Below are 23,411 nucleotides of genomic sequence, written 5' to 3'. Positions count from 1 at the left end.
CGCGCGCCAACGTGGTTGGCGGCTTACGTCACGCGTCGAGCGGCGGCATGCTCGTCTGAGCCACATAGCGCGGCTCCCTGCGCCACTGCGTCGCCTGCTCGAACGCGTAGCCGAGCGCGAGCAAACGCGCCTCGCTCCACGCCGGGCCCACGAACGACACGCCCACCGGCAGGCCGCGCACGAACCCCGCGGGCACCGTCAAGTGCGGGAAGCCCGCGACCGCTGCTGGCGTCGAGAAGCCGTCGCCCGCGCTGTCGCCGTTGATGAAGTCGGTGAGCCACGCCGTGCCGCCAGTCGGCGCGACGATCGCGTCGAGCCGCTGCGCGCGGATCACGCGCGCAAGACCTTCGTCGCGTGCCTTCTTGCTGCACGTGGCGAGCGCTTTCTTGTAGACGTCGCTGTCGAGGTCGCCCAGCGCCTGCGCCTGCGTGAACAGCTCCTGGCCGAAGTACGGCATTTCGCGGCTGCGATGCGCATCGTTGAATGCGATCACGTCGGCCAGGTTTCGCACCTGCGCATGGGGCACGAACGTTTGGAGCCACAGCGGCAAGTCGTGCTTGAGCTCGTGGAGCAGCACCGCCTGCTCTTCGTCCCCGTAGCTGACCTTGGGCAGATCGATCGGATCGATCACCTCGGCGCCCATCGATTTCATCTGCGCGATCGCCCGCTCGATCTGCTGGTCGACTTCGTCGTGCCCCGTGAAGTAGTCGCGCGCCACGCCGATGCGTGCGCCGCGCAACGCGTCCTTGTTGAGCGCGCGCAGATAGTCGTCAGGCGTTGGGGCTTGCGATGTCGCAGAGTCCTGAGTATCGGCGTCCGCCATCGCGGACAGCAGCAGCGCGGCGTCGCTCACGGTGCGCGTGATCGGCCCGGGCGTGTCCTGCGTGTGCGAGATCGGAATGATCCCGTCGCGGCTGATGCGGCCGACCGTCGGCTTGAGTCCGACCAAGCCGTGTATCGAAGCGGGCGACACGATCGACCCGTCCGTTTCCGTGCCCACCGCCATCGCGACCAGATTCGCGGCGACCGCGGCAGCCGAGCCCGAACTCGAGCCGCTCGTCGAACGATCGAGCGCATACGGGTTGCGCGTGAGGCCGCCGCGCGCGCTCCATCCGCTCGACGAACGCGTCGAGCGGATGTTTGCCCACTCGCTCAAATTGGTCTTGCCGATAATCACCGCGCCCGCATCGCGCAGGCGGGCGACGAGGTACGCGTCGCGCGTGGCTCGCACATCGTCGAGCGCAAGCGAGCCCGCAGTGGTCGCCATGCGGTCGCCGGTCGCGATGTTGTCCTTGAGCGCGATCGCAACGCCATGCAGCGGGCCGCGAACCATGCCGGCCTTGCGCTCGGCATCGAGCGCTCTGGCGATGTGCGGCGCGTCCGGATTCAGTTCGATGAAGCTGCGCAACTGCGGCCCCTTGCGGTCGATCTCGGCGATGCGCTCGAGATAAATCCGCAGCGCTTGCTCCGCGCTCGCGCCGCCGGCGGGCGCATCCGGCACGACGCCGCCCGGTGTGTCGGCGACGTGTGGCTCGGCGGCCGACGCGCCTTTGGCGCTCATGGCAGCGGTCAGTATCCCAATCGAGGCAAAGAATCGGCGTCGTTGCATGAGGCGCTCTTGTGTGAGTGTTCAACGAGACGTCGCAGCCGGCGACGGTGGGCCGCCGCTGCGCTCGCGCGAGACTACCTCAACAAAAATCCGCGATGTCGAGCATCGACTCTACGCGGCTTCGCTTCAAATGAGGAGCCGCGAGATCTTGGTGCCCTGAAGCGATACGCCCGCCATCAGCCCGGCATTCGTCAGCACGAAAGCCTGGATCGGCGCCGTCGCCGTCGAGGTATCCACGTTGCCGTTGGCGCCGATCTTGACGAGCGCGACCGTGGCGTCCGCGCCCGCGGCCCACCCCTGGCTTTGGAGGAAGCCACCGAGCGCTTCCTGCGTCATGAACGCAAAGATGATCGCCTTCGATTGCGCGCCGATCTGCAAGCCGAACGAGCCGCCGACGATGCTGTAGTAACCGATCGTCTGCCCATTGACGCGCATTGCGCCCTGGCCGTACTGCCCGCCGACCCAGAATCCGGCTGCAATCACAGACGGAAAGACGAGCACGCCGCGCGCCTTGTCGAGCAGCTCGTGCGAGCCGCTCACGGAGTTGTAGAGACGGGCCAGCGTGGCGTCGTAATCGGCGTCGATCGTTTTGCGCTTATCCGCGTTCTCGGAGGTGGTGTCGCCAGAACTAAGCGGTGTCGTCGTGCAGCCCGCCAGCGCGAGGCCGCTCGCCGCAACGGTCACACCGGTGCCGAGAAGGAATTGACGTCGACGCATAACAGTTTCCTCTAGGGAGAGATTTCGACTTCCCGCGCGGTGCAGAAAGCCGCGCACAGGAGAGTCCAAAGATTGTCCTGGCCCTTGAGACTCCAGTCGCCAGACCGAGTTCAGCCACCGGTAACACGACTTACGCTTCCTTACAAACTCCGGCAAATCCGCGAGTGCTGAAGTCGCGCATTCACGTCGACCCATGGCGCCGGCATCGCCTCAAGCGCCGAACGCCGGCCCGAGCTTGGCAAGCTGCGTCTGTAGATAACGCCGCACGGCAGGATCGGATTCGAGCCCGATCGCCTGCCGGTAGGCGTCGGCCGCGGCCTCCGAGTCTCCGGTCCTCGCGAGCAGCGCGGCCCGGGCCGCCCAATAAGGTTGATAACCGGCAACTTGCTTGTCGTCGCTCAATGCGTCGAGTGCAGCGAGGCCCTCGAGCGCGCCTTGCGCCCCAGCGATTTGCGACGCCCGCGCGACGGCACGATTGATCGCCACCACCACTGAGCCGGTCAGCGCATAGAGCCAGCCCGCGGCTGTGCGCCTGCGTGCCCGCGGGATCGGACCAGCCTTCCGCATAGATCGCGTAGATCGCTTCGAGCACGGCGTCGAGCCGCTCGGCGAGCTGATCGCGATCGTCGGGCACGCGAAACGGAATCCCCGTCTGACGGATGCGGCTCTTCGCGCGCACGAGCCGCTGGCCCATCGTGGCCGGCGCAACGAGAAACGCCGCGCCGATCGCCACCGCGTCGAAGCCGAGCACCGTCTGCAGGATCAGCGGCGCGCGCACGCCGGCGTCGATCGCCGGATGCGCGCACGCGAACATCAGCCGCAAGCGGTCGTCGGGAATCAACGCGGCGGCATCGTCGCCGCTTTCGTCGAACTCGCTCGCGAGCAGCATCAGCGTAGGCGTTGCCTCGTCACTTACGCGGCGGTGCCGCGCGGCGTCGATGAGCTTGCGCCGCGCGACCGTCAAGAGCCACGCCTCCGGCACACGCGGAATCCCGCTGTGCGGCCAATCGGCGAGGGCTGCGGCGAACGCATCGGCAAGCGCGTCCTCGGCGCCGGCGACATCGCGCGTGCGCGCGGCCAGAAACGCGACGAGCTTGCCGTAGCTCGCGCGCGCGACCGCCTCCGCGGTTTCGGCTACCCCCAAACCGGCCTCACCTCGATCGCGCCATGCTGCGCGCCCGGGCAGCGCGCCGCCCACGACAGCGCCGCATCGAGATCCGGCACGTCGATCAGGAAGTAGCCGCCGAGCTGCTCCTTGGTCTCCGCAAACGGACCGTTCAACACGCTTTGCTTGCCGCCGGGCGCACGCACGGTGGTCGCCTCCGAGGTCGGCCGCAAGCCGTGATTCGCGAGCAGCACGCCGCCCTTCGTCATCGCTTCGACGTAGGCCATGTAAGCGCCGTGCAGCTGGCCGGCCTCCTCTCTCGGCAAATTCATCATGGCTTTTTCGTCGAGGTACAGCAGCAGCAGGTATTGCATGACGTCTTCTCCTTATCGGTTTTAGCGGAGCAACATGCGCCGCTACGACAATGACGCTTCGTCAAACAGCATTTCGACAGACCCGGAAAAATTGTTTTCAAGGCGACGCTTTGCGTTGTCGCGCTCGACGCCACAAAGTTCCACAACTCGGCATTTTCCGGCATGCCGCATGCTATCCTCGTACACAGGCACCCGGCTGTGCGTCCAAACGTCCTCGCTCCTCCGAGGGCACCTCCCCCAAGCAATATCGAACACTATGGACTATCGGCACCTTCAGAATCGCAAGAGCATGCACGGGCGCATCGTGCAGGAACTCGGCATCCAGATTGTCAGCGGCAAGCTCGCGCCCGGCGCGCGCCTGCCGCCCGAGCCGAGCCTGTGCGAAATGTATGGCGTGAGCCGCCCCGTGCTGCGCGAAGCGACTCGCGTGCTGGTCGCCAAGGGCCTCGTGGTGTCGAAGCCGCGCGTGGGCAGCATCGTGCGCCAGCGCGAAGACTGGCACATGCTCGATCCCGATGTCCTCTACTGGACGCTCAACAGCATTCCCGAAGGCGAGTTCTTCCGTTCGCTCTTGACCGTGCGGCGCATCATCGAACCGGCTGCGGCCGCGCTCGCCGCCACCGAATCCACCGACGAAGATCTCGCGCGCATCAACGCCGCCTACGAGCGCATGGAGCGCGCCGACACCGCCGCGGCGTTGCTCGAACCCGATCTCGAGTTTCACCGCGCGATCATGGCGGCCACGCACAACGACATGCTGGCGTTCATCGGCAACATGATGTCGCTCGCGCTGTCGGAATCGATCAAGCTGACGAGCCGCCACCCGGATACTCACGCGCTTTCCCTGCCGCGCCACAAAGCGATTCTCGTCGCGATCCAGAATCGCGATCCGCTCGCCGCGCGCCACGCCAGCCTCGTGCAGCTCGAAAACGCGCGCGCGGATGCCGATTCGATCCTCGAAGTGGGTAGCCGCACCGTGCGCTGATTTAGTCTTACTATTTAAGACGAAAGCCGCAATTCATCCGATTAAACGCTCCGCCTCCCAGCATTTGCAAAGTGCAAATGCGTAACTCGCCTGCATTCCTAACTGTCGATGACCACGTCGTGAAATAGTCCGACTATATAAGGGTATACATCGATTATTCGCTAAAAGTGCCTGATATAGCATTTTTGGAGACAGTGGTTATGCGCGCGCATACACTTTAAGAATCCGCAGGTTTCGCAGGAGTTGTCATGCCTGGAGCCCGTGCCGATCGAGGCCGAGGCTCCGCCTTTTAATGAAGGTGGTGTTCAACAACGAAGAGAAACGGAGGATGACATGGCGCATGAGCGCGAAGACAAGGAAGAAGAAGTGCAAGGCATGCGCCGGGGGCTGCTGCAAGGCGCCGGCCTCGCGACGGCAATGGCGCTTCTGGGCGGCGCCGCAATGGGCACGATGACGCCGGCGCAAGCGGCCGAAGCGAATCCATTCCCGGGACACAAACGCTGGAAAGTCGTATTCGTCAATCACGTCACGACCAATCCGTTCTTTGTGCCGACGCAATACGGCATCCAAGATGCCGCCGCCATGTTCGGCATGGACTATCAGTGGACCGGCTCGGCCAATGCCGACGTCGGCGAGATGGTCAACGCGCTCAACGCCGCGGTCGCCGCCAAAGCCGATGCGATCGCCGTGCCGATCGTCGATCCGAAAGCCTTCGATAAACCGATTCAAAACGCGCTCGACGCGGGCATTCCCGTCTTCGCGTACAACGCCGATGCGCCGGCCGGCACGACGAATCCGCGCCTCGCCTATATCGGCCAGGACCTCTATCTGTCCGGCTATCAGATGGGCGAGCGCATCGTGAGCCTCATCGACAGCGGACTCGTCGCGCTCTTCATCGCGACGCCGGGCCAGCTCAACATCCAGCCGCGCCTGGACGGCGCGAAGGACGCGATCAAGAAGTCCGGCAAGAACATCGACGCGCAGATGATCGCAACGGGCGCGACCGTCAACGAAGAGCTCTCGAAGATCAAGTCGTTCTATCTGGGTCACCAGGATCTCAAGGGCATGTTCGCCGTCGATGCGGGCAGCACGCAGGGCGTCGCCGAAGTGATGAAGGAGTCGAACCTGCAATCGAAGGGCGTGCACGGCGGCGGCTTCGACTTGCTGCCGCGCACCGTCGAGCTGATCCACGAAGGCGTGCTCGACTTCACGATCGACCAGCAGCCCTACGTGCAAGGCTTCTACACGATGATGGAAGCGTTCGTGTTCCTCGCATCGGGCGGTCTCGTCGGGCCGGCCAACATCAACACCGGCTTGAAGTTCGTGACCAAGGGCACGGTCGATCCGTATCTGAACACTTCGACGCGCTACGAAGGCAAGAGCACGAAGCCGCAAATCGTGCCGCGCAGCGGCGCTATCAAATCGTAAATGGCATCCGTGACTGACAGCAGTCAAGCGCGCGCCCGCCCGAAGCACTGGGCGGGCGCGATCACACGATCGAGCGAAGCCCGCATCCTTTTGGTTGCGGTGATTCTTAGCGCGTACTTCGAGGCGGTCAATCACGACTTCCTCCTGACCAACGCGAGCCTCCAGAATCTGTCGCAGTTCATCGCGCCGGCCGCGATCATCGCTTGCGGCGAGATCATGCTGATGATCGGCGGCGAAATCGATCTATCGGCGGGGATGGTCTTTGCGTTCGCGCCGTTCATCATGCACTTCGCCAACGATGCGGGCCTGCCTGCGTGGGCGTCGGTGCTGGCCGGCGTGCTCGCGGCGGCGGCAGTCGGGTTCGTCAACGGCGCGTTGACGGTGTATCTACGCATTCCTTCCTTCGTGACGACGCTCGGCACGCTCTTCTTCGTCAACGGCTTCACGCTGACGATCTCGCAAGGCACGCCGGTCACGCCGCCCGAAGACGCCGGTTTCGCTTCGATCTTCGGCGCTTGGGGCTACAGCGAAATCATCTGGGCGGTGGTGATCGCGCTCTTCATGCACGTGCTGTTGCGCCACACGCGATGGGGCCTGCACACGGTGGCCGCCGGCGCCAATCCGCTAGGCGCGAGCGAAGCCGGTATTCAGATCAACCGCTTGAAGCTCGGCAACTTCATCATCGCCGCCGTGTTCGCGGGATTCACGGGGATTCTCGAAGGCTTTCGCATCTCGTCGATCGATCCGCAGGCCGGCGGCAACCAGATCATGTTCCTTGCGGTGGCCGCGGCCGTGATCGGCGGCACGCCTTTGGCAGGCGGTTCGGGGACGATCATCGGCGGGCTCATCGGCGCGGCGGTGCTCGGCATCCTCAACGACGGCTTCACGCTGATCGGCATCAACGCGTTCACGTTCAACATGATTCTCGGCGCAGCGATTCTCGTCGCGATGATCTTCAACATCCACGTGACGCGTCTCGCGCGCAACAAGGGAGACTTGTGATGGCCGACGCCAAGGAAGCGTTGCGCGTCGAAAACATCGTCAAGCGTTTCGGCGCGGTGACGGCGCTCGACGGGGTATCGCTGACGCTCGCGGATGGCGAGATCCTCGGCATTCTAGGCGACAACGGCGCGGGCAAGTCGACGCTCATGAAGATCCTCACGGGCTTTCATCAGCAGACGAGCGGCAAGGTGTTCGTGCGCGGCGAGGAGACGTTGCTGCGCTCGGTCGATCATGCGCGTTCGCTCGGCATCGAATGCGTCTATCAGGATCTCGCGCTCGCGAATTCGCTCTCCATCTATCACAACATGTTCTTGAATCGCGAGATCGTCTATCCGGGGCCGGTCCGCTTGCTGAACAACCGCGCGATGCGCAAGCGCGCCGCCGAATGTCTCGAGGACATCGGCGTGAACGTGCCGTCGGTGGATCTGCCGGTCGAAAAGCTGTCGGGCGGGCAGCGGCAGGCCATCGCAGTGGCGCGCGCCGTCAATTCGGATGCGCGCATTCTGCTGCTGGACGAGCCGCTTGCCGCGATGGGCGCGCGCGAGGCGGGCCTCATCATCGATCTGATCCTGCGGCTCAAGCAGAAGGGCAATATCTCGATCGTGATGATCATGCACAACTACGCGCAGACGCTCGATATCGCCGATCGCGTGATGCTGATGCAGCGCGGGCACGTGACGTATCAGCGGGACTCGGCGAGCACCTCGGTGGCGGAGCTGATGGATATCGTGAGGCGCGAGTATCGGGCGATGCGGGCGAACGGGCAGTGAGGTTTGCCGACCGAAACAAGTCAGCGCACGGTTCCCGCGTTTTGCACTGCGCCGAGGACAGCCACCTGCGGGAACGGAAGGCATCCATGCATATCGACGGCCGCCAATATCGAGTGCAGGCCGCTCGCCGTTTCGTCGTCGCAATACTCGAGCACGCATTGAGCCGCACGCAGAATCGGCATGCGGATGCGCAGACGCTCCGCACTTGCGTACACATGGCGTGCAAAATCGATGGGGCGGTCAGCCGATAGGCGCTCGATCAAATCCCGATCTCCAGGACCCAAATTGACCGGTACCGGGCGATCGCCGGTGTCGCCCTCGGTTTGGCAAGACGACCAGGACGCTACGGGCGTCATGCGATCGGCCAAATCCAACAAGCGCAACCCAAGCGCCAATATCTCGTCGCGCTGGGTCGCGAGGTTTGCCGCAATGCGCCGCCCCGGTCTACCGTCGGGCCGGCTTGCGCGTAACGTCACAGCGACACAATCAGGATGCTCAGACGCGTCACCATTGCCGTCCTCGACGCACAGCCATGTCGAGCCAATCTGAAATCGGATAGCGGTTCTCATTGCACGGACCATCGGTGACTGTGTCTGCCGGGAATTGGCGTTCTTTCGCTCATGATCTGAGGCCGCCTTTCGCACGTCATGGCCCGGCGCCACAGAATTGCAAAAATGCAACGATTAACTCATTTGGGCTAATTTAGCCGAATTCCCCATCGACAAAACCCATCAAGTTAGATAGGTGCAACTTCTCGTTCGGCATTGAATGATTGACGCCCCATTTGGCAGCCGTCGGCTTGCGGCTGAAAGTGGGAGTCCGCCGCATGCATCGAGGAGACATCGACATCAACCCTGTCCGAGCCTTCCTGAGATCTTGAACATGCGTCTGATGAGGCAGTGAGTTCATCTTTTGCAAACGAAATTTATGGAACAGCCATCCCATGTAATCGAAGCGGTTTTCGAACCGACAACAAACACAGACAAGATTCTTGTTCTAGTTCGAGTGCGAGACTCACGTGCCACTTTCAAGATGTCGCCACACGATCTAAACAAGAAGGCATGGCTTGAGAAATTCTCGAAGGAAGATGTCGCGCATATCGGCTTTCTGAACGCCGCGACTTACACTGATGAACTTGTCCCGCTCAAGTACTTCCCCACTCGCAAGCGCCCGTTGACGCACGCCGTCCTTGCGCTCTCGTTTCTCTTCGTAGGCTTTCTCATGCTATCGAATGTAACGGGTGGACGCGTGGTGGAGTGCAACTTGGATTGGCCCGGCCTCCTGGGAAAGTTCAGCATTGATTTTCCGGCTGCGCTCGTTGTATTTCCAATGACGTACGCGTTCAGCACCATAATCACCGAGGTCTACGGGTATCGCGTCAGCCGAATCGTCATTTGGGGCGGCATGACGGTGAATTTCATGTTTGTAATCGGAATGTGGTTTCTATCGTTGATACCCAACTCGCCAGTTTGGGAAGCACAGAACAGCGCCCTTGCCCAGTCCTACGGCGTGCTTGCCGGCGAGTTCGCGAGAACGTTTCTTGCATCGACAGTCGCGTATTTTTTCGGAGAGTTTGTTAACGCCATGTCGTTGGCAAAATTCAAGTTAGCGAGCGCTGGCCAGCATCTATGGGTCCGCGTGGTGTTCAGCACGAGCATTGCCAACGTTATCGACAGCACTCTGTTCTGCGCGATCCTGTTCTGGGGAAGACTGCCAACTTCGATGATCATCGTCATCATTGGTACTCAAATCGTGGTGAAAACCCTCTACGAATTGATCCTCCTTCCGCTAGTGACAACTGTCTCGAGGCGGCTCAAGGAAATAGATGGGGTCGACTACTACGACTATCACACCAACTTCAATCCCTTCTCGCTTAGGGGTTGAATCGCTTAGGGGTTGAATATTCTCGATTCCGTCACCACGCCAAGAATGGTGACGCTGTCATTCAAGATCGCCTCTTTCTCCTGGGTCGCCGAGCTCATCGGCTTGAGATAGGTTTCGGCGCCGACTCTGACGATTCGCCGCGGGGTCGGCGCAGTGTTGCCGAACGCCACCACAGCGACCTGAAAGTCCCGATAAGCGTCGCTGGGTTCAACGACGATGATGGAGCCTTCGCGGAACCGCGGCGCCATGGAAGGTAGCGTACGGGCCGCGAAGGTGCCCGGTTTCTTTGGGGAATTGACGGTCAGCCATTCCGTCCTTTGACTGACGCTACCGCTATCGCGCACAAAGGCGAGCATCTCACTCCAATCCAGGATCGGAATCGGGTATGCGCGTTCGCTGTGCAGTAGATAGCCAACGGTGGTCCCCAATGCTTCCGCAATGGCCGTTAGCGTGCTGATGCGAGGATCTTCTGTAGCCAGCGACAGGACGCGGCTCAACGTAGCGGGAGAGATGCCCGTCTTGCGCGCCAAGTCTGCGTCGCTCATTCCTTGCTGGTGCATGAGGGCTCTGATGCGCGCAACCATCAGGACGACCCTCTGGCTCATTTTCATAGGGCTATGTGGAATTTCCTATGCAAGTTGGTTCATTAGCGATTTTCCGTGAGCCGGCCAGTGTCATCGGGCCGTTAGCCGGGCTTCGATTTTCCCGATCAGCCGCTCGATCCAGCCGCGCAGGATAGCGTTGGAAGGCGCAACCGGCAGCGAACACGCAAGGATTCGATAGACGTCGTTGCGCCGCACTTTCGACACCTTCGCCGGATCGAGCCATTGCTCGTTCTGCACGAGAAGCAGCAGCGTCTCCAAGCCGATGACGATCGGCCAGAGGCAAGCCAACCGCAAGCGCGGCGAGAATGCGGAAATCGCGAGCATGTAGTCGAGCGCCGCGCGAAAATGATCGAGGGTCACGCCGACCAGCTCGAACATCAAAGGCCGCGCGCGTAGCGAGCCATCGGCGCCATCGGTCAGCATGAGGTCCTGCGGACGCAGGCCGAAGCGGTCGAGCATCTCCGTCGGCAGATAGCAGCGGCCGATGCGCAAATCCTTGCCGCAATCGCGCAGCACGTTCACCATCTGCAGCGCTTTGCCGAAGCGAACGCCGCGGTGCAGCATCGTTTCGAGTTCCGCCTTGAGCGCGCCCGGCACGTGGGCATCGGTCATCTTGGTCCAGAACTCGCCGACGCATCCCGCCACCAGATACGTGTATCGATCGAGTTCGGCGAATTCACGAAGCGCCGCCACCTGCCCCGAACGTTCGTCGGGAAACGTGCGCAAATCGAATTCCATGCCTTGCGTGAGCGTCGTCACGATTTCGCGCACGGCTTGCCGGTCTGCGTCGCTCAATTGCGCAAGCACCGTCAACGCCGGGCCGATCGATTCGAGCAGGACCTTCTCGTCGGATTGAGTCTGCTGGCCTGCGACTTCATTCGCGAGACGCTGCGTAAGCGTCGGGTCATCTGCTGTGCCGTTGACTTGCGCGCGCAGCGCAAGCAGCAACTCCAACCGTCGCTCCGGCGGGATCAGCGACGTATCGGCTATCGTGTCGGCCGCGCGCGCCAGCAGATACGCGAGGCCCACGGGATCGCGCATCCCGGCGGGCAGCACGCGCAGCGTGAGGTAGAACGAACGTGAGACGCCTTTCAGCAGAGGGCCAAGCAGGAAGGCCCGAGTAGGGTTGCTCATGAATAAATGGAAGTCGTTGACGGCCGAATCAGGCGCAGCCGAATTGTATCCGGCATTCGGCGCGACGACCCCTCAGCGGGCTTGCAGCGGACCGGGACGTCTACTCACGAAAACGCGGACGAAACCGCGTTCCGATACCGATGCAGCACGTGCTGCGCGGGTCTCGCGCAGTAGAATGAACACCTTGGCCCCATGTTCAGGCGGTAAAACAAAGGACCGCATATCCAACTTAGTCCAATGAAACGATATCGCCCGCATACGCCGAATTTCCTTCGAGACCACGCGCATCCCGTGTGGCGCGATCTCGCCTTGACGGCAGTGCCGGTCATTGTGCTGTTCGTCGCCACGATCGCGGCGATCATCTGGCTGATCGATCCCGCGCCGCCGAAGACCATCACGATGAGCGCCGGGCCGCGCAACAGCATCTTCATGCAGGCGGCCCTGGAGTACAAAAAAATCCTCGCCCGCAATGGCGTGACGCTCAACGTGCTCGAGTCCGACGGCTCGGTGGAAAACCTGCATCGGTTGCTCGACCCCAAGCAGCACGTCGACTTCGCGCTCGTGCAAGGCGGCGTGGCGGACGGCGTGGATACGTCGAAGCTGACGTCGCTCGGCAGCATTCGATACTTGCCGATCGCCGTGTTCTACCGCGGCAATGGCGTGACTCACCTGGCCGACCTGGACGGCAAGCGGATCGCGATCGGCCGCGAGGGCAGCGGCACGCGCGTGCTGTCGCTCAAGCTGCTGGCGGCGAACGGCATCGTGCCCGGCGGCACCACCACGTTGTTGCCCTACGACGGCCTGCAAGCCGCAACGGAGCTGATCAAGGGGAATATCGACGCGGCGCTGTTCAGCGGAGACTCGGCCACGCGCGAGATGATGCAGGGATTGCTCACGATACCCGGCATTACCGCGCTGGACTTCACGGAGGCGAGCGCCTACACGCGGCTTTTTCCGTATCTCAACGAGATCGATCTGCCGCGAGGCGTGCTCGATCTGCAAAGGACGGTACCTCGCCAAACGATCCACCTGATTGGCCCGACGGTCGAGATCATCGCGCGCCCGAGCCTGCATCCGGCCATCTCGGACCTCATCATCGAAGCCGCGCAGGAAGTTCACGGCTCGGCCGGGCTGCTGCAGAGCGCCGGGCAATTTCCGAATCCGGTCGCGCAGGATTTTCCGATCAGCCAAGACGCGACGCGCTATTACAAGTCCGGCAAGAGCTTTTTCTATCGCTACCTGCCGTTCTGGCTCGCGACGGTGACCGATCGCCTGCTGGTTCTGCTGCTGCCCGTAGCGGTGCTGCTGATCCCCGGCTTGCGGCTCATCCCCGCCCTCTTCCGCTGGCGCGTGCGCTCGCGCATCTATCGCTACTACGGCGCGCTGATTGCGATCGAGCGCAGCGTACTGGACGGCGCCACGGAAGACGAGCGGCAGCAACTCATGGCGGAACTCGACGACATCGAGGATTCGCTCAATCATCTGCGCATGCCGCTCGCCTATGCGGACGCGTTCTATGTGCTGCGCGAGCACGTCGGCTTCGTGCGCGCCCATCTGAACAACCCGCAGTGGGCCAAGGCGCGCCTGTAGCGGCGCAAGCCGCTACGTTTCGCGACTACTCGGCAACGCACTGGCGCGTCTCGAGCCCGCTCGCAAACGCTTCGAACCCGTCGATCGGCAACGGACGGCAGAAGTAATAGCCCTGGTACGCATGGCATCCCGCGGCCGCGAGGAAGTCGCGCTGCGCCTCGGTCTCGACCCCCTCGGCGAGCACGCCCAAGCCGAGGCTCTGCGCGAGCGCGACGATCGTTCTCGCAATCGCCGCATCGTTCGGATCGACGAGCACGTCGCGCACGAACGAGCGATCGATCTTCAGCTGATCGAGCGGCAACAGCTTCAGATACGAAAGCGACGAATAGCCGATGCCGAAATCGTCGAGCGAGAACACCACGCCTTTCGCCTTGAGCGCGTCCATCTTCTCGGTGATGTCCTGCACGTTGTCGACGAGCACGCTCTCGGTCAGCTCGAGCTTCAGCCGATCCGGCCTCGCGCCGGTTCGATCGATGACGGCCAGCACCTTGTCGACGAAGTCGGGCGCGCGGAACTGCTGCGCGCTGACGTTGACGGCGATCGTCAGGCAGGCCATATCGGGCCGCGCCGACCAGCGCGCCAGTTGATCGCACGCGATCTCCAGCACGCGGTTGCCGAGCGCGAGAATCAGCCCGGTCTCTTCGGCGAGCGGAATGAATTCGGCAGGCGGCACGATCCCGCGCTGCGGATGCTGCCAGCGCACGAGCGCTTCGACGCCCGTCACGCGATCGCCGTCGACTTGCGCCTGGTAGTGCAGCAGGAACTGATCTTCTTCGATCGCGTTGCGCAACCCCGCCTCGAGCGCGGCCCGCTCGACGACGACGGTCTGCATGTCCGGGTCGAAGAAACACATCGCGTTGCGCCCGCGTTCCTTCGACTTGTACATCGCGAGGTCGGCCTGCTTCAGGAGCTCGTCCATCGACGCCTGGTGCCCCCGGAACACGGTCGCGCCGATGCTGGCCGTGGTGCGGTATTCGATGTCGTCGAGCTGATACGGATTGCCGAGCGCCGCGATGATCTGCTCGCCGAGCGCTTCCGTCTGCCGCGCCGCCTCCTGCCGGTTCTCGCTCAAGGTCCCGAGCACCACGACGAACTCGTCGCCGCCCACGCGCGCCACCGTGTCGTTCTCCTGCACGCTGGCCGCGAGACGCTGTGCGACTTGCTGCAGCAACAGGTCGCCTTTGTCGTGGCCGAGCGTGTCGTTGAGCGTCTTGAAGTGATCGAGATCGATGAACAGCAGCGCGCCGCACGCCTCGCTGCGCGCGCTCGACGTGATCGCCTGCTTCAAGCGATCCATCAGCAGCGTGCGATTCGGCAGGCGCGTCAGCGCATCGAAAAAGGCGAGCTCCTTGATGCGATCTTCCGCGATCTTGCGTTCGGTAATGTCGTGATGCGTGCTGACGTAATGACTGACGAGGCCATCCTCGCCCAGCACCGCTGAAATCGTGAGCCACTTCGGATAGATGTCGCCGTTCTTGCGGCGATCCCAGATCTCGCCCTGCCAGCCGCCGTCGCGTTGAATCGTTTCCCACATCTCGCGGAAGAACGCCGCGTTGTGACGGCCCGAATTCAGGATGTTCGGCGTCTCGCCGACGATTTCGCCGGCCGTGTAGCCCGTGCATTCCGTGAAGGCCGAGTTCACGCGCAGGATCTTGGCGTGGGCGTCGGTGACCATCATCGGTTCCAGCGAATCGAAGGCGACTGCGGCGATGCGCAGCTCGGCCTCGTGCTCGCGCAATTCGCGCGTCATCGCCGAAGCAAGCCGCATCGCGCGGCCGCGTCCGGTCACCAGCAGCCACGCAAGCAGCGCGAGCAAGAAGCTCAAGCCCGTGCCCGCCAGCGCGATCACCATTTCCGCGTGGCGGCCGAAGCGGGCCTTGTAGGCGTCGCTGGCGGAGAGCGTCAGGGTCCAGTCGTGCCCGGCGACAACGAGGTACTCGCTCGCCGACAGCGCGGGCGGCTGACGCTCGGCGGCCGCCCGCGACGAGCGGTGCATCAGCGACGCCGGCGACGGCTCGACGCCGTCGTACACCGCCAGCGTGAGACCGGGCGGCTCCTCGCCGTAAAGGCTCGCGATGATGTCGCGCATGTGGAACGACGCGAAGACCCAGCCGATCAGATTCGCGCGGCGCTCGGCGACGTTGTCCTGCGGCTGGCCTCGCGCATAGATCGGCAGATACATGATGAAGCCGGGATGGGCGGCGTCGTCCTGATCGACTGCGAGGCGCAGCTTGCCGGTGATCGCCGCCATGCCGGAATCGCGCGACCGCTCCAACGCGTTGCGCCGCGCCGGGTCGGCCCAGGTATCGAAGCCGATCCGGGATCGATTGCGGCCGACGTAGGGCTCGCGCTGAATGATGGGGGCGTAGTCGTCACGCGCGCCGCCGGGCTGAATCGCGTAGTGCGTCAAGCCTTCCCGGCGCATCTCGGCGACATGCCCCGGTCTCCGCGAGGCCGGCACCCATTCCACGATGCCGATCGCCTGGATGCCGGAGAAGGTCGGGTCGAGACTGAGCGTGCCGACGTAATCGCGAAAGCGCGCGCGGTCCATCGTGCCGGTCGCGGCGAACATGCTCTGCACGCCGCGCAGCATCAGCTGATAGGTGGCCATGCGCTGGTCGACCCGGCTCACGGCGTCGCCCAATGCGAAATCGAACTGCGACAGCAGTTCGTGCCGCGTCGCTTGCCGTTCGTGATCCCACACGATCCAGGTCAGGCCAAGCGCGGCGCTCAAGACCAGCGATGGAATCAGGAATTGACGTGCCCAGCTCACGGCGGCAATTGGACGTCGACCATCGAATCGGCCAAGTCCGGCTTGAAATATTTGCGGAAGATGCGGCGCACGGTACCGTCGGCGCGCATCTGGTTCACGAGATCGCGCCACTTCTGCTGCTCTTCCGGCGACAGCGCCTTCTTCGACATGATGACGCCGTGCGGAATCGGCGGATCGTTGAAGTCGAGCACCGTCGTGACGTCGCGAATACGCTTTTCGTCGATGGCCGGGTAATCGAACGGCTCGATGATCATCCCTTGGATGCGGCGCAGGATCAGCGCTTCGTAGAGCGGTTCGAGGCCGCCCGCCTGGCTCACGCGGTTTTCGGCGGCGAGCTTGTCGACGAGTTGATTGGCCGAGTCGCTATAGCGAAAGCTGCGGATGACGCCGAGCTCGAACTGGTCGTTGTGCTCGAAATCGGACATCGTGCGGATGCCGGAGTCCTTGCGCACGAGCAAATAGTATTTGTCGCTGAAGTACCAGGCGAACGACGCGTACTGATTGCGTTCGTCGTTGGCGATGCCCGACAAGCTGAAATCGAGCGCGCCCGATTCGATCAGCTTCCAGATCCGCGCGCGCGACATCAGGCTCACGTTGATCTTGCAGCCGCTGCGGCGAATCAGTTCGTCGGCGAAATCCTTGTCGATGCCGGTATCGCTGTCGACCGAATACAGCAAGCCGTGATCGTGGAGCGCGAGCGTGTAGGTGCGCGAGCAGTCGGGACCGCCCGCGAATGCGCTGCCGGCGCAGCCAAGCGCGATGAACAAGCCGGCAATACCGCGTCGAATCACAGTGCCCCCTCGTGGGAAGAGTGATTGAAATGCAAAGCTCGGTGCTGCCGAGCGCAGAGTCGACGGTGCCTTTCCAGGCCCTTTGCCGCCTGCGGGAACGGTACTGCGGGGAGATTCCTTACACGTTGCCTGCTTGAAACGAAGCCGCGTGCCGCGGCCAGACCCTTTCGTCTGCGAATTGCTCCGTTCGAATTATCGGCAACACGCTGCGGTTCTTAAGAGCGGGTTTGTACTACTTCGAGAAGAATTTTTTGTGATTGCGCAAGGAAGGGAAAGTCGCTCATCCGGCGACAGGTTGAGTCAGCGCGGGGAGTGCCTCGGCTAAGGCTTGGCGCACGCGCTCGATCGCGGCCGGCCAGCCTTCCCCGGCCGATTGCCGGAACAGGCGCAGCGTGCCCGGATACCACGGCGAGTCCGTCCGCTCGCGCATCCAGCGCCAGTCGACGTCCCGTCCCGGCAGCAACACCCAGCACGGCTTGCCGAGCGACGCGGCCAGATGCGCCGTCGACGTGTCGACGCCAATCACGAGATCGAGCTGGCTGACGATCGCGGCGGTATCGGCGAAGTCCGTCACGTCCGAGCCGAGATGCAGCAGCGGTTGGCCGGGCGGCGGGCATCGAGCTTCGTCCTCGCCCTGCCCTTTCTGCAAGCTCACGAAGCCGACGCCCGGCACACTCCAAAGCGGCGCCAGCGCGGCGAGCGTTGGCAGCGACCGGTTCGCATCGTTGTGGTGCTTCGAATTGCCCTTCCACACGAGGCCGATCCTCGGGCCGGGCGCGAGCGTCGACAGCCGCGCGCGCCAGCTTTCGACGAGAGACGGCTCGGGTATTCGGTATACAAAGTGCGGAATAGTGTCGACCGTCGTGCGCATGCGAAATGGCGCGCTTAGCGGGCTCGTCCAGCAGTCGTAGCCGGACGAACGCGCTTGCGCCGTGTCGTGATCGAGTACGGCATCGATGCCGTCGACGGCAGCAAAGAGCCTGTGCAACGCCGGAACACAGGCAAACGCAACGTGCGCGGCGCCTTGGGCCTTGAGCAGCGGCAGGTAGCGGCCGAACTGGATCATGTCGCCGAGGCCGTCCTCCTGCCACACCAGCACCGACTTGCCCGCGAGCGCCTCGCCCTGCCACTGCGGACAGCTCAGCAGCGACCGGCTCATCTGATGGACGAATTCCGGCTGGTCGTAACGGCATTCGTAGAGCCGCCATCCTTCCTCGAAACGGCCCGTGCTGAGGAGCAGCGTCGCCAAGCCGAATATCGCGTCGCCATAGTCGGCGCGAAAGGAGATCGCGCGCCGGTAGGCCGCCTCGGCCTCCGGCAGTTGGCCGAGTTCCTTGAGCACGTTGCCGAGATTCTGGTGCGCCTCGGCAAAACCCGGGCGCAGCGTCAGCGCCTGGCCATACACCGCCGCGGCTTCGGGCAGGCGGTCGAACGCCTGGAGCACGCTGCCAAGGTTGTTCAGCGCCTCGACGCAGTCGGGGCGAATGGCCAGCGCCTGCCGGTAGGCCGCTTCGGCCTCGGAGAGCCGATCGAGTGCGCGCAGCACGATGCCGAGGTTGTAATGCGCCTCGACATTGTCGGGGCGAAAGAAGACGGCTTGCCGGTAGGCCGTCTCGGCTTCCGGAAAGCGCTGGAGGTCGCTCAGGACAACGCCGAGGCTGTTGTGCGCGTCCGCGAAATCCGGGCGGGCTACGAGCGCGAGCCGGCAGACCATCTCGGCCTGCGCGTGCTGGCCCAGCGACCTCAGCACGTTGCCGAGGTTATTGAGCGCCTCGGGGTACTGAGGACGAACCTCGATTGCACGCTGATACGCCTCTTTCGCTTCGGACAGGCGGCCGAGTCCCGTGAGCATGTTGCCGAGCCGGTTGTGGGCTTCGGCATAGTCGGCGTTCGGGAAGGCGTCTGTCGATAGGGAAGTCACGGATGGGATTGGCTGCTCTAAGATCAATGAGTCTCGCTGAGTGGCAAATGAGTGGCAAAGCGCGACAAGCGCCACTGTCACGCAGATTACGATGCCCGGCGCCGAGACGACGCCAGGAAATGAGCCCATTGCGCCTCGCTGTTCGAAAGATCGAAGGCCGATGGCGGCCCCCTCTAGCCGCAGCAATCCCTCCTAAAGCACGCCACGCCGTGCTCGACCCGCCTCACACCATCGCCGCTCGCGCCTCGACCATCCAGCAGGCCGCGGTAAAGCGAACCTCGCTCCCATGAACGTAAGGCGCGAACGCCGCGCGAATCGTTTCGACGACCTGCTTGCGAGTCGCGTCATCCACCTCCCGCAGCATCAGGCCAACCGGACCGAGCCTGTTCAGGTAATCGACCAACCCAGCCTCCGGCATGGTGCAGTCGACATCGATCGGCCGGATCTCGATCCCTGCCCATCCGCTCTCGTGCAGGATCGCGTCGACGCGTTGCCGATCGGCGAAAGCGAACTGCCCCGGCGCGTTCGGCCGGCGCGCGGGAAGGTTCGGCAGCAGCGGGGCCGCGGCGCGTTCCGCAGTCGTCATGAAGGGGTTGTCCGACGGGCTGCGCCACGCGATGCAGCGCAATTCGGCGGCGTCGCTGGCGGCGCGCCGCAGGTTCGCAAAAGCCCTGACAGGGTCGGCGAAAAACATCACGCCGAAGCGCGAAACGATCCGATCGAAGCCCGCGGCCTCGAACGCATGATCCTGCGCGTCGGCGCAGATGAAGCGCGCGGGCGAGCCTTCCCGTTCCGCCCGCGCTCGGGCCATGGCGATCATCGGTTCCGAAATGTCGATGCCGACGCAACGGCCCGCGGCGCCAAGGCGGCGCGCGACGGCGAGCGTCGTGCTGCCCGTGCCGCAGCCCACGTCGAGCACCCGTCCGCCGGACTTCGCCGAAGCTGCCTCGACGAGCAGCGCTTCAAACGGTTCGAACAACGCGTCCAACACGGCTTGCGTCTCGACCCAGGCGAGTCCCGCCGGGCCGTTCCAATGCGTTGCCTGATCGTTTCCAGGTTGCGGCGTGACTTCCATGACCTTCTCCTCGATTGCCTTAGCGAATCCTGACGCTGCACTATACGAATTCAAGTCGACTTGAGGTCAAGAGGATGGAAAGCCTGGACATCTCCGAAGTCGCGCGACGCTCCGGCGTGCCGGCTTCAACGCTGCGGTTCTACGAAGACAAGGGGCTGATCGCGTCGATCGGCCGGCACGGCCTGCGCCGCGTGTTCGATGCCGCCGTGCTCGAGCGTCTTGCGCTGATCGCGCTCGGACGCGCCGCGGGCTTTTCGCTCGATGAAATCGCGCCGATCCTGGCGTCGGGCAAAACGCCGAGTATCGACCGGCAGATGCTCAAGGCCAAGGCGGAAGAATTGGACCGGACGATACGCCAGTTGAGCGCCATGCGCGACGGCTTGCGGCACGCGGCGGCATGCCCGAAGCCGAGCCATATGGAATGCCCGACGTTCCGCCGCTATCTGCGCGCGGCGGCGTCGGGCGCGATCGGCGCGCCGGGGAAATCCGTTCCGCAGGCACCCGCCGCCGCCGTCAAACGCAAGTCATCCACGAGGCAATAAAACGCCTCGCTCAACGACAACGGCGGCAGTCCCTCGACGTACCGTTGTCGCTAAGCGGGGCGCCCGACGCGGACTACACGAGGCGCGTCATCAGTGCTGTTGCTGCAGATACTGCCGCACGCTGTCCATCGACACGCGGCCCGAATGCGCCGTATCGATCTGGTCGAAGTGCTTCGCGATATAGCCCAGCCCGTTGCTCTGAGCCTGCTCCTTGGTGATCGAGGCGCCGTTGTTCAGCACCGTGTTCGCGCCAAGGCGCGCTTCCAGCCGCTGTTGCGCCTGTTGTTGGAGTTGCGCGCCGGTCGAAGGCGTGACGGGCGCGGGCCGGTTAGTGGGGAAAAACGGGCCGTCCACGCCGTGGCCGCCCTTCGGAAGCGTCACGGGCGCCACGGCCTGGGTGGTCGCCGCCTGCGCGTTGCCGACCACAGCACCGAGAACGATTAGCGGCAGAAGGCGCCGCAGCATATCGATTAGAGACATGATCACTCGCCATAAAGAGGTAAGCAGGAGGTCCCTGGTCCGGCAGGGACCCTTTCCCTAAAGATTAGGCTACTGCTGCGATCGCGCTCATTGCGCCGTCTGCGCAACGGCCGTCGGCGTGCCCGCTGGGCTTTCGTCCCGCCACGGCGGGGGCAGCGTCCACAGCGAGAGCGCGAACGGAACCGGCCGGCCATCGAAGTACGAGACGAGATCGCGCTTCATCTGCGGCCGCGCCACATCGTCCAGATAAATCATGTGCCCGCCCTGGTGGAAGCTGACCTGCAGATTCGGATTCAGGCTCGGCACCGTCTGCAAGCGCGCGAGCTGCTTCTCCGTATTGAAGAACGGCGTGGCCAGATCGTGGAAGCCGTTTTCCGACAGCACCTTGAGCTGCGGATTGAGCGTGATCGCGGCGAGCAGATCAGGCAGCGTATCGGGCAGCGGCTGGCCTTCGTGCGAGAAGTTCCAAACGTTGATGATGTTGTCGTTCAGCGGCATGAACGTCGCGTTCGGCGCGCTATAGCCGAGGTATTGCGGCAACTGTGTGGCGAGCGCGGTCGTGAACGGCTGCGAGATCAGGATGTCCGACGGGTCCCCATCGTTTTGCAGGCGCGGGTCCGAATCGGGCAGCGACACGCGTCCGTCGTAGCGTCCGATCGTGTAGCCCGGCAGCAGCGACACGCCGAAGCTGTTGATGCTGAAGTAGCCTTGCAGCGCCTGCTGCGTGAGGCTCGAAGGCCATTGCCACGACGCCAGCGTCGCGCTGTTCGGAACCACGGGCGTGCCGAGCGCAGCGGGAATGCCGAGCTGACTGAGCACCCAGGTCTGCGAGTACTTCTGGAAGCGCGGATACTCGGCCGTGACGAACAAGCTCATTTGCAACGCGTAGAGGCCCTGATCGACCGGCGCCGGAGACACTTGATTGAAGTACGCGGCCACCTCCGCATAGCCGGGGAAATAGCCGGCGAGCGTGTCGGTATCGAGCGCCAGGCCCGCTGTCGAATTCTCGATGGCGGTGGCCTCGATCGCATCGGCGAAGTAGTTCAGGATCGACGACTGCAGCACGATGCCCGTGAGGTGCACACCAGCCGATTCGAGCGCAAGCGCCAGCATGTCGGTACGCGGCGTGCCGTACGACTCACCGTAGAGGTAGATCGGCGAGCTGCCGCGATTGTTGACGTTCAGATAGCGCTCGATGAAATCGCGCATGACGTTGACGTCCGGATCGCTGCCCCAGTACGTCTGGTTCGTGTTCGGCAGGATCGCTTCGGAAAGCCCTGTCCCGGGAGGATCGATAAACACCATATCGGTGGTATCGATGAGGCTTTGCTCGTTATTGACGATCGGGTAGTTCGGCCAGTTGGTGAGCAACGGGTCGGGCGTGGCGACGCGCGTGGGCGCGAACGAACCGAGGCGCAGCCAAATCGACGACGAACCGGGGCCGCCGTTATAGAAGAACGTGACAGGCCGCGGCGCGCCGTTCGCGCTCGGCGCCGTGTACGCGACATACGACATCGTCGCTTCGGGATTGCCGTTCGCATCCGATGCGATCAGGTGGCCGGTCGTCGTGGTGTAGTTGACGGTCGTCTTGCCCGACGTCCATTGATAGTGCATGACGGCGGCCTTCTCGGCGACTTGCGACGCCGGCAAGCCGTCGGTGGCATTCGGCGAATAGGCGACGGGATCGGTGTACGGCTGCTGGCTGGCCGGGTGTGACTGAGCATTGGACTGCGCGTTGGCCTGCGCATTCGCGCTCACTTGACTCATCGCGCTCGCGCCCGATGCCGAAGGACTGCTGTCGCCTCCACCACATCCCGCGAGTATCAGCATGCCGATGATCAGCGCGCCTGGGCCGGCTAGCCGGCCCAGGCCGCGAGCGCGGCTACCGCTAGAGCTACGGTCTGGTTTCATTTCTGTCCCTGTGATTGGTGAGATACCGCAACACAAAGGCCACCCTTGCCGGTGAGGCGCATGAAAAGCAGACAGCACGTGCAGAACGCTTCGGCATGGAGCGGCTGACATTTCACTTTCTTTTTTCCAACAGCCTGAATACCGCTTACTCAATTTAAATTAATAAATAGAACTAACTACATGGTGCGATTCGATGCCGGTAATTTGTACTGTTTCTATACGATTTCCGTAATCGAAAGATTTGGTAATGAACGAAGGCAGAGGAAAAATAGAAGGCGGGGCCGAGCTTTGTCAAGCCGCCTTCCGGCTGGACGGGCCTGTCTGATTTCGAGCTTTCGACGTGGCTCGAATGGCGAAGCAGCCGTGTTTGAAGCCGAGGGGGTTTGACGCAATTGAAATGCACCGAATGCAAGCCCCGTTACATTGCGAAACAAATTCCCAATGGCGCATTCGTTTCTTTAACCATCGCTTCGCCGATTTTTCGCACTGAACGGTCGTAATGCCGCATCGCAGCGAAAGCGACGGCGAATCCATTCAGCGAGCCATGACGCTATGACGGTCGAAGCGATCGAAAGGATCGATGAGCCCCGGCTAGAAGGCCCGTCAAGCGTTCATTTCCAATCTCCCAAAGTCGCCCGCGAATTCCCCTCTTTTCCGGTTTGAAATCAATTCTTCAATCGTCTATACATTAATTGCGAATCATCAGACTAGGGGG

Annotated in this window: 20 protein-coding genes; 7 read left to right on the top strand and 13 right to left on the bottom strand. The window is 63.2% G+C overall.

Going from position 1 to position 23,411, the window contains the following annotated elements; translation table 11 throughout:
- Positions 1–28 precede the first annotated feature (28 nt).
- The 4 genes from FAZ95_RS26725 to FAZ95_RS26710 all read right to left on the bottom strand — a co-directional run bounded on the left by FAZ95_RS26725 (position 29) and on the right by FAZ95_RS26710 (position 3,805).
- Complete coding sequence (locus FAZ95_RS26725) at positions 29–1,609, bottom strand: amidase (protein WP_137335510.1); 1,581 nt, start codon at positions 1,607–1,609, stop codon at positions 29–31.
- A 126-nt stretch (positions 1,610–1,735) separates the two neighbouring features.
- Entirely contained in the window at positions 1,736–2,326 is a 591-nt protein-coding gene (locus FAZ95_RS26720; protein WP_137335509.1) for a BPSL1445 family SYLF domain-containing lipoprotein, read from the bottom strand.
- 181 nt (positions 2,327–2,507) lie between these two features.
- On the bottom strand, positions 2,508–3,470 hold the full coding sequence (locus tag FAZ95_RS26715; RefSeq protein ID WP_367873420.1) for a sigma factor: 963 nt from the start codon (positions 3,468–3,470) through the stop codon (positions 2,508–2,510).
- Positions 3,461–3,805 carry a YciI family protein gene (locus tag FAZ95_RS26710; RefSeq protein ID WP_137335508.1) on the bottom strand — a complete coding sequence of 115 codons (345 nt, stop codon included), beginning with the start codon at positions 3,803–3,805 and terminating at the stop codon, positions 3,461–3,463. The genes FAZ95_RS26715 and FAZ95_RS26710 overlap by 10 nt, the downstream gene beginning before the upstream one ends.
- A gap of 256 nt (positions 3,806–4,061) precedes the next feature.
- On the opposite strand from FAZ95_RS26710, the gene FAZ95_RS26705 reads away from it, so the two are divergent.
- The 4 genes from FAZ95_RS26705 to FAZ95_RS26690 all read left to right on the top strand — a co-directional run bounded on the left by FAZ95_RS26705 (position 4,062) and on the right by FAZ95_RS26690 (position 7,990).
- Positions 4,062–4,790 (top strand): FadR/GntR family transcriptional regulator, encoded by a 729-nt coding sequence (locus FAZ95_RS26705; RefSeq protein WP_137335507.1) that lies wholly within the window; start codon positions 4,062–4,064, stop codon positions 4,788–4,790.
- Between the two features lie 333 nt (positions 4,791–5,123).
- Positions 5,124–6,218, top strand: coding sequence for a sugar ABC transporter substrate-binding protein (locus FAZ95_RS26700; protein WP_137335506.1), 1,095 nt, complete (start codon positions 5,124–5,126; stop codon positions 6,216–6,218).
- Positions 6,219–7,220 carry an ABC transporter permease gene (locus FAZ95_RS26695; RefSeq protein WP_137335505.1) on the top strand — a complete coding sequence of 334 codons (1,002 nt, stop codon included), beginning with the start codon at positions 6,219–6,221 and terminating at the stop codon, positions 7,218–7,220. It abuts the gene before it with no gap.
- Positions 7,220–7,990 (top strand): ATP-binding cassette domain-containing protein, encoded by a 771-nt coding sequence (locus FAZ95_RS26690; protein ID WP_175425773.1) that lies wholly within the window; start codon positions 7,220–7,222, stop codon positions 7,988–7,990. The genes FAZ95_RS26695 and FAZ95_RS26690 overlap by 1 nt, the downstream gene beginning before the upstream one ends.
- 20 nt (positions 7,991–8,010) lie before the next feature.
- On the opposite strand, the gene FAZ95_RS39785 is transcribed toward FAZ95_RS26690, so the two are convergent.
- The gene (locus FAZ95_RS39785; RefSeq protein ID WP_217497475.1) at positions 8,011–8,253 is read right to left on the bottom strand and encodes a hypothetical protein; all 243 of its coding nucleotides are present in this window, start codon (positions 8,251–8,253) and stop codon (positions 8,011–8,013) included.
- Positions 8,254–8,917: 664 nt separating this feature from the next.
- On the opposite strand from FAZ95_RS39785, the gene FAZ95_RS26680 reads away from it, so the two are divergent.
- Positions 8,918–9,874, top strand: coding sequence for a queuosine precursor transporter (locus FAZ95_RS26680; protein ID WP_137335502.1), 957 nt, complete (start codon positions 8,918–8,920; stop codon positions 9,872–9,874).
- A gap of 5 nt (positions 9,875–9,879) precedes the next feature.
- Here the strand turns inward: FAZ95_RS26680 and FAZ95_RS26675 are convergent, their stop codons facing one another.
- Together FAZ95_RS26675 and FAZ95_RS26670 are read right to left on the bottom strand one after the other, a co-directional pair.
- A complete protein-coding gene (locus FAZ95_RS26675) occupies positions 9,880–10,485 on the bottom strand; it encodes a helix-turn-helix domain-containing protein (protein WP_137335501.1) in 606 nt (201 codons plus the stop codon).
- Between the two features lie 63 nt (positions 10,486–10,548).
- Positions 10,549–11,613, bottom strand: a complete 1,065-nt coding sequence (locus tag FAZ95_RS26670) for a phytoene/squalene synthase family protein (protein WP_137335500.1) — start codon at positions 11,611–11,613, stop codon at positions 10,549–10,551.
- Between the two features lie 237 nt (positions 11,614–11,850).
- On the opposite strand from FAZ95_RS26670, the gene FAZ95_RS26665 reads away from it, so the two are divergent.
- Positions 11,851–13,203: a TAXI family TRAP transporter solute-binding subunit gene (locus tag FAZ95_RS26665; RefSeq protein WP_137335499.1), complete on the top strand. Its 1,353-nt coding sequence runs from the start codon at positions 11,851–11,853 to the stop codon at positions 13,201–13,203.
- 25 nt (positions 13,204–13,228) lie between these two features.
- Here the strand turns inward: FAZ95_RS26665 and FAZ95_RS26660 are convergent, their stop codons facing one another.
- From FAZ95_RS26660 to FAZ95_RS26645, 4 genes are all read right to left on the bottom strand, one after another.
- On the bottom strand, positions 13,229–15,976 hold the full coding sequence (locus FAZ95_RS26660; protein WP_137335498.1) for a bifunctional diguanylate cyclase/phosphodiesterase: 2,748 nt from the start codon (positions 15,974–15,976) through the stop codon (positions 13,229–13,231).
- Positions 15,973–16,767: a substrate-binding periplasmic protein gene (locus FAZ95_RS26655; protein WP_137335497.1), complete on the bottom strand. Its 795-nt coding sequence runs from the start codon at positions 16,765–16,767 to the stop codon at positions 15,973–15,975. Before FAZ95_RS26655 ends, FAZ95_RS26660 begins: the two co-directional genes overlap by 4 nt.
- A 280-nt stretch (positions 16,768–17,047) precedes the next feature.
- Positions 17,048–18,712 carry a tetratricopeptide repeat protein gene (locus FAZ95_RS26650; protein WP_437437791.1) on the bottom strand — a complete coding sequence of 555 codons (1,665 nt, stop codon included), beginning with the start codon at positions 18,710–18,712 and terminating at the stop codon, positions 17,048–17,050.
- Positions 18,713–18,911: 199 nt separating this feature from the next.
- Positions 18,912–19,763 carry a class I SAM-dependent methyltransferase gene (locus tag FAZ95_RS26645; protein ID WP_137335495.1) on the bottom strand — a complete coding sequence of 284 codons (852 nt, stop codon included), beginning with the start codon at positions 19,761–19,763 and terminating at the stop codon, positions 18,912–18,914.
- Positions 19,764–19,837: 74 nt separating this feature from the next.
- On the opposite strand from FAZ95_RS26645, the gene FAZ95_RS26640 reads away from it, so the two are divergent.
- Positions 19,838–20,305, top strand: coding sequence for a helix-turn-helix domain-containing protein (locus FAZ95_RS26640; protein ID WP_137335494.1), 468 nt, complete (start codon positions 19,838–19,840; stop codon positions 20,303–20,305).
- A gap of 90 nt (positions 20,306–20,395) precedes the next feature.
- Here FAZ95_RS26640 and FAZ95_RS26635 read toward each other — a convergent pair whose 3' ends face one another.
- On the bottom strand, positions 20,396–20,785 hold the full coding sequence (locus FAZ95_RS26635) for a 2-oxoglutarate dehydrogenase (protein WP_137335493.1): 390 nt from the start codon (positions 20,783–20,785) through the stop codon (positions 20,396–20,398).
- A gap of 87 nt (positions 20,786–20,872) precedes the next feature.
- Positions 20,873–22,696, bottom strand: a complete 1,824-nt coding sequence (locus FAZ95_RS26630) for a S10 family serine carboxypeptidase-like protein (protein ID WP_137335492.1) — start codon at positions 22,694–22,696, stop codon at positions 20,873–20,875.
- Positions 22,697–23,411: the final 715 nt, after the last annotated feature.

This window comes from Trinickia violacea, assembly GCF_005280735.1.
In the GTDB taxonomy this organism is placed as follows: Bacteria; Pseudomonadota; Gammaproteobacteria; order Burkholderiales; family Burkholderiaceae; genus Trinickia_A; species Trinickia_A violacea.
The sequence above is the reverse complement of the archived record's forward strand: the minus strand, read 5'-3'. Positions and strand labels throughout refer to the sequence as shown.

What these genes read in the sequence shown, in the direction of transcription:
- FAZ95_RS26725 (WP_137335510.1), bottom strand. Translation starts at nt 1,609, where the DNA reads ATGCAACGACGCCGATTCTTTGCCTCGATTGGGATACTGACCGCTGCC.
- FAZ95_RS26720 (WP_137335509.1), bottom strand. Translation starts at nt 2,326, where the DNA reads ATGCGTCGACGTCAATTCCTTCTCGGCACCGGTGTGACCGTTGCGGCG.
- FAZ95_RS26710 (WP_137335508.1), bottom strand. Translation starts at nt 3,805, where the DNA reads ATGCAATACCTGCTGCTGCTGTACCTCGACGAAAAAGCCATGATGAAT.
- FAZ95_RS26705 (WP_137335507.1), top strand. Translation starts at nt 4,062, where the DNA reads ATGGACTATCGGCACCTTCAGAATCGCAAGAGCATGCACGGGCGCATC.
- FAZ95_RS26700 (WP_137335506.1), top strand. Translation starts at nt 5,124, where the DNA reads ATGGCGCATGAGCGCGAAGACAAGGAAGAAGAAGTGCAAGGCATGCGC.
- FAZ95_RS26695 (WP_137335505.1), top strand. Translation starts at nt 6,219, where the DNA reads ATGGCATCCGTGACTGACAGCAGTCAAGCGCGCGCCCGCCCGAAGCAC.
- FAZ95_RS26690 (WP_175425773.1), top strand. Translation starts at nt 7,220, where the DNA reads ATGGCCGACGCCAAGGAAGCGTTGCGCGTCGAAAACATCGTCAAGCGT.
- FAZ95_RS26680 (WP_137335502.1), top strand. Translation starts at nt 8,918, where the DNA reads ATGGAACAGCCATCCCATGTAATCGAAGCGGTTTTCGAACCGACAACA.
- FAZ95_RS26675 (WP_137335501.1), bottom strand. Translation starts at nt 10,485, where the DNA reads ATGAAAATGAGCCAGAGGGTCGTCCTGATGGTTGCGCGCATCAGAGCC.
- FAZ95_RS26670 (WP_137335500.1), bottom strand. Translation starts at nt 11,613, where the DNA reads ATGAGCAACCCTACTCGGGCCTTCCTGCTTGGCCCTCTGCTGAAAGGC.
- FAZ95_RS26665 (WP_137335499.1), top strand. Translation starts at nt 11,851, where the DNA reads ATGAAACGATATCGCCCGCATACGCCGAATTTCCTTCGAGACCACGCG.
- FAZ95_RS26645 (WP_137335495.1), bottom strand. Translation starts at nt 19,763, where the DNA reads ATGGAAGTCACGCCGCAACCTGGAAACGATCAGGCAACGCATTGGAAC.
- FAZ95_RS26640 (WP_137335494.1), top strand. Translation starts at nt 19,838, where the DNA reads ATGGAAAGCCTGGACATCTCCGAAGTCGCGCGACGCTCCGGCGTGCCG.
- FAZ95_RS26635 (WP_137335493.1), bottom strand. Translation starts at nt 20,785, where the DNA reads ATGTCTCTAATCGATATGCTGCGGCGCCTTCTGCCGCTAATCGTTCTC.
- FAZ95_RS26630 (WP_137335492.1), bottom strand. Translation starts at nt 22,696, where the DNA reads ATGAAACCAGACCGTAGCTCTAGCGGTAGCCGCGCTCGCGGCCTGGGC.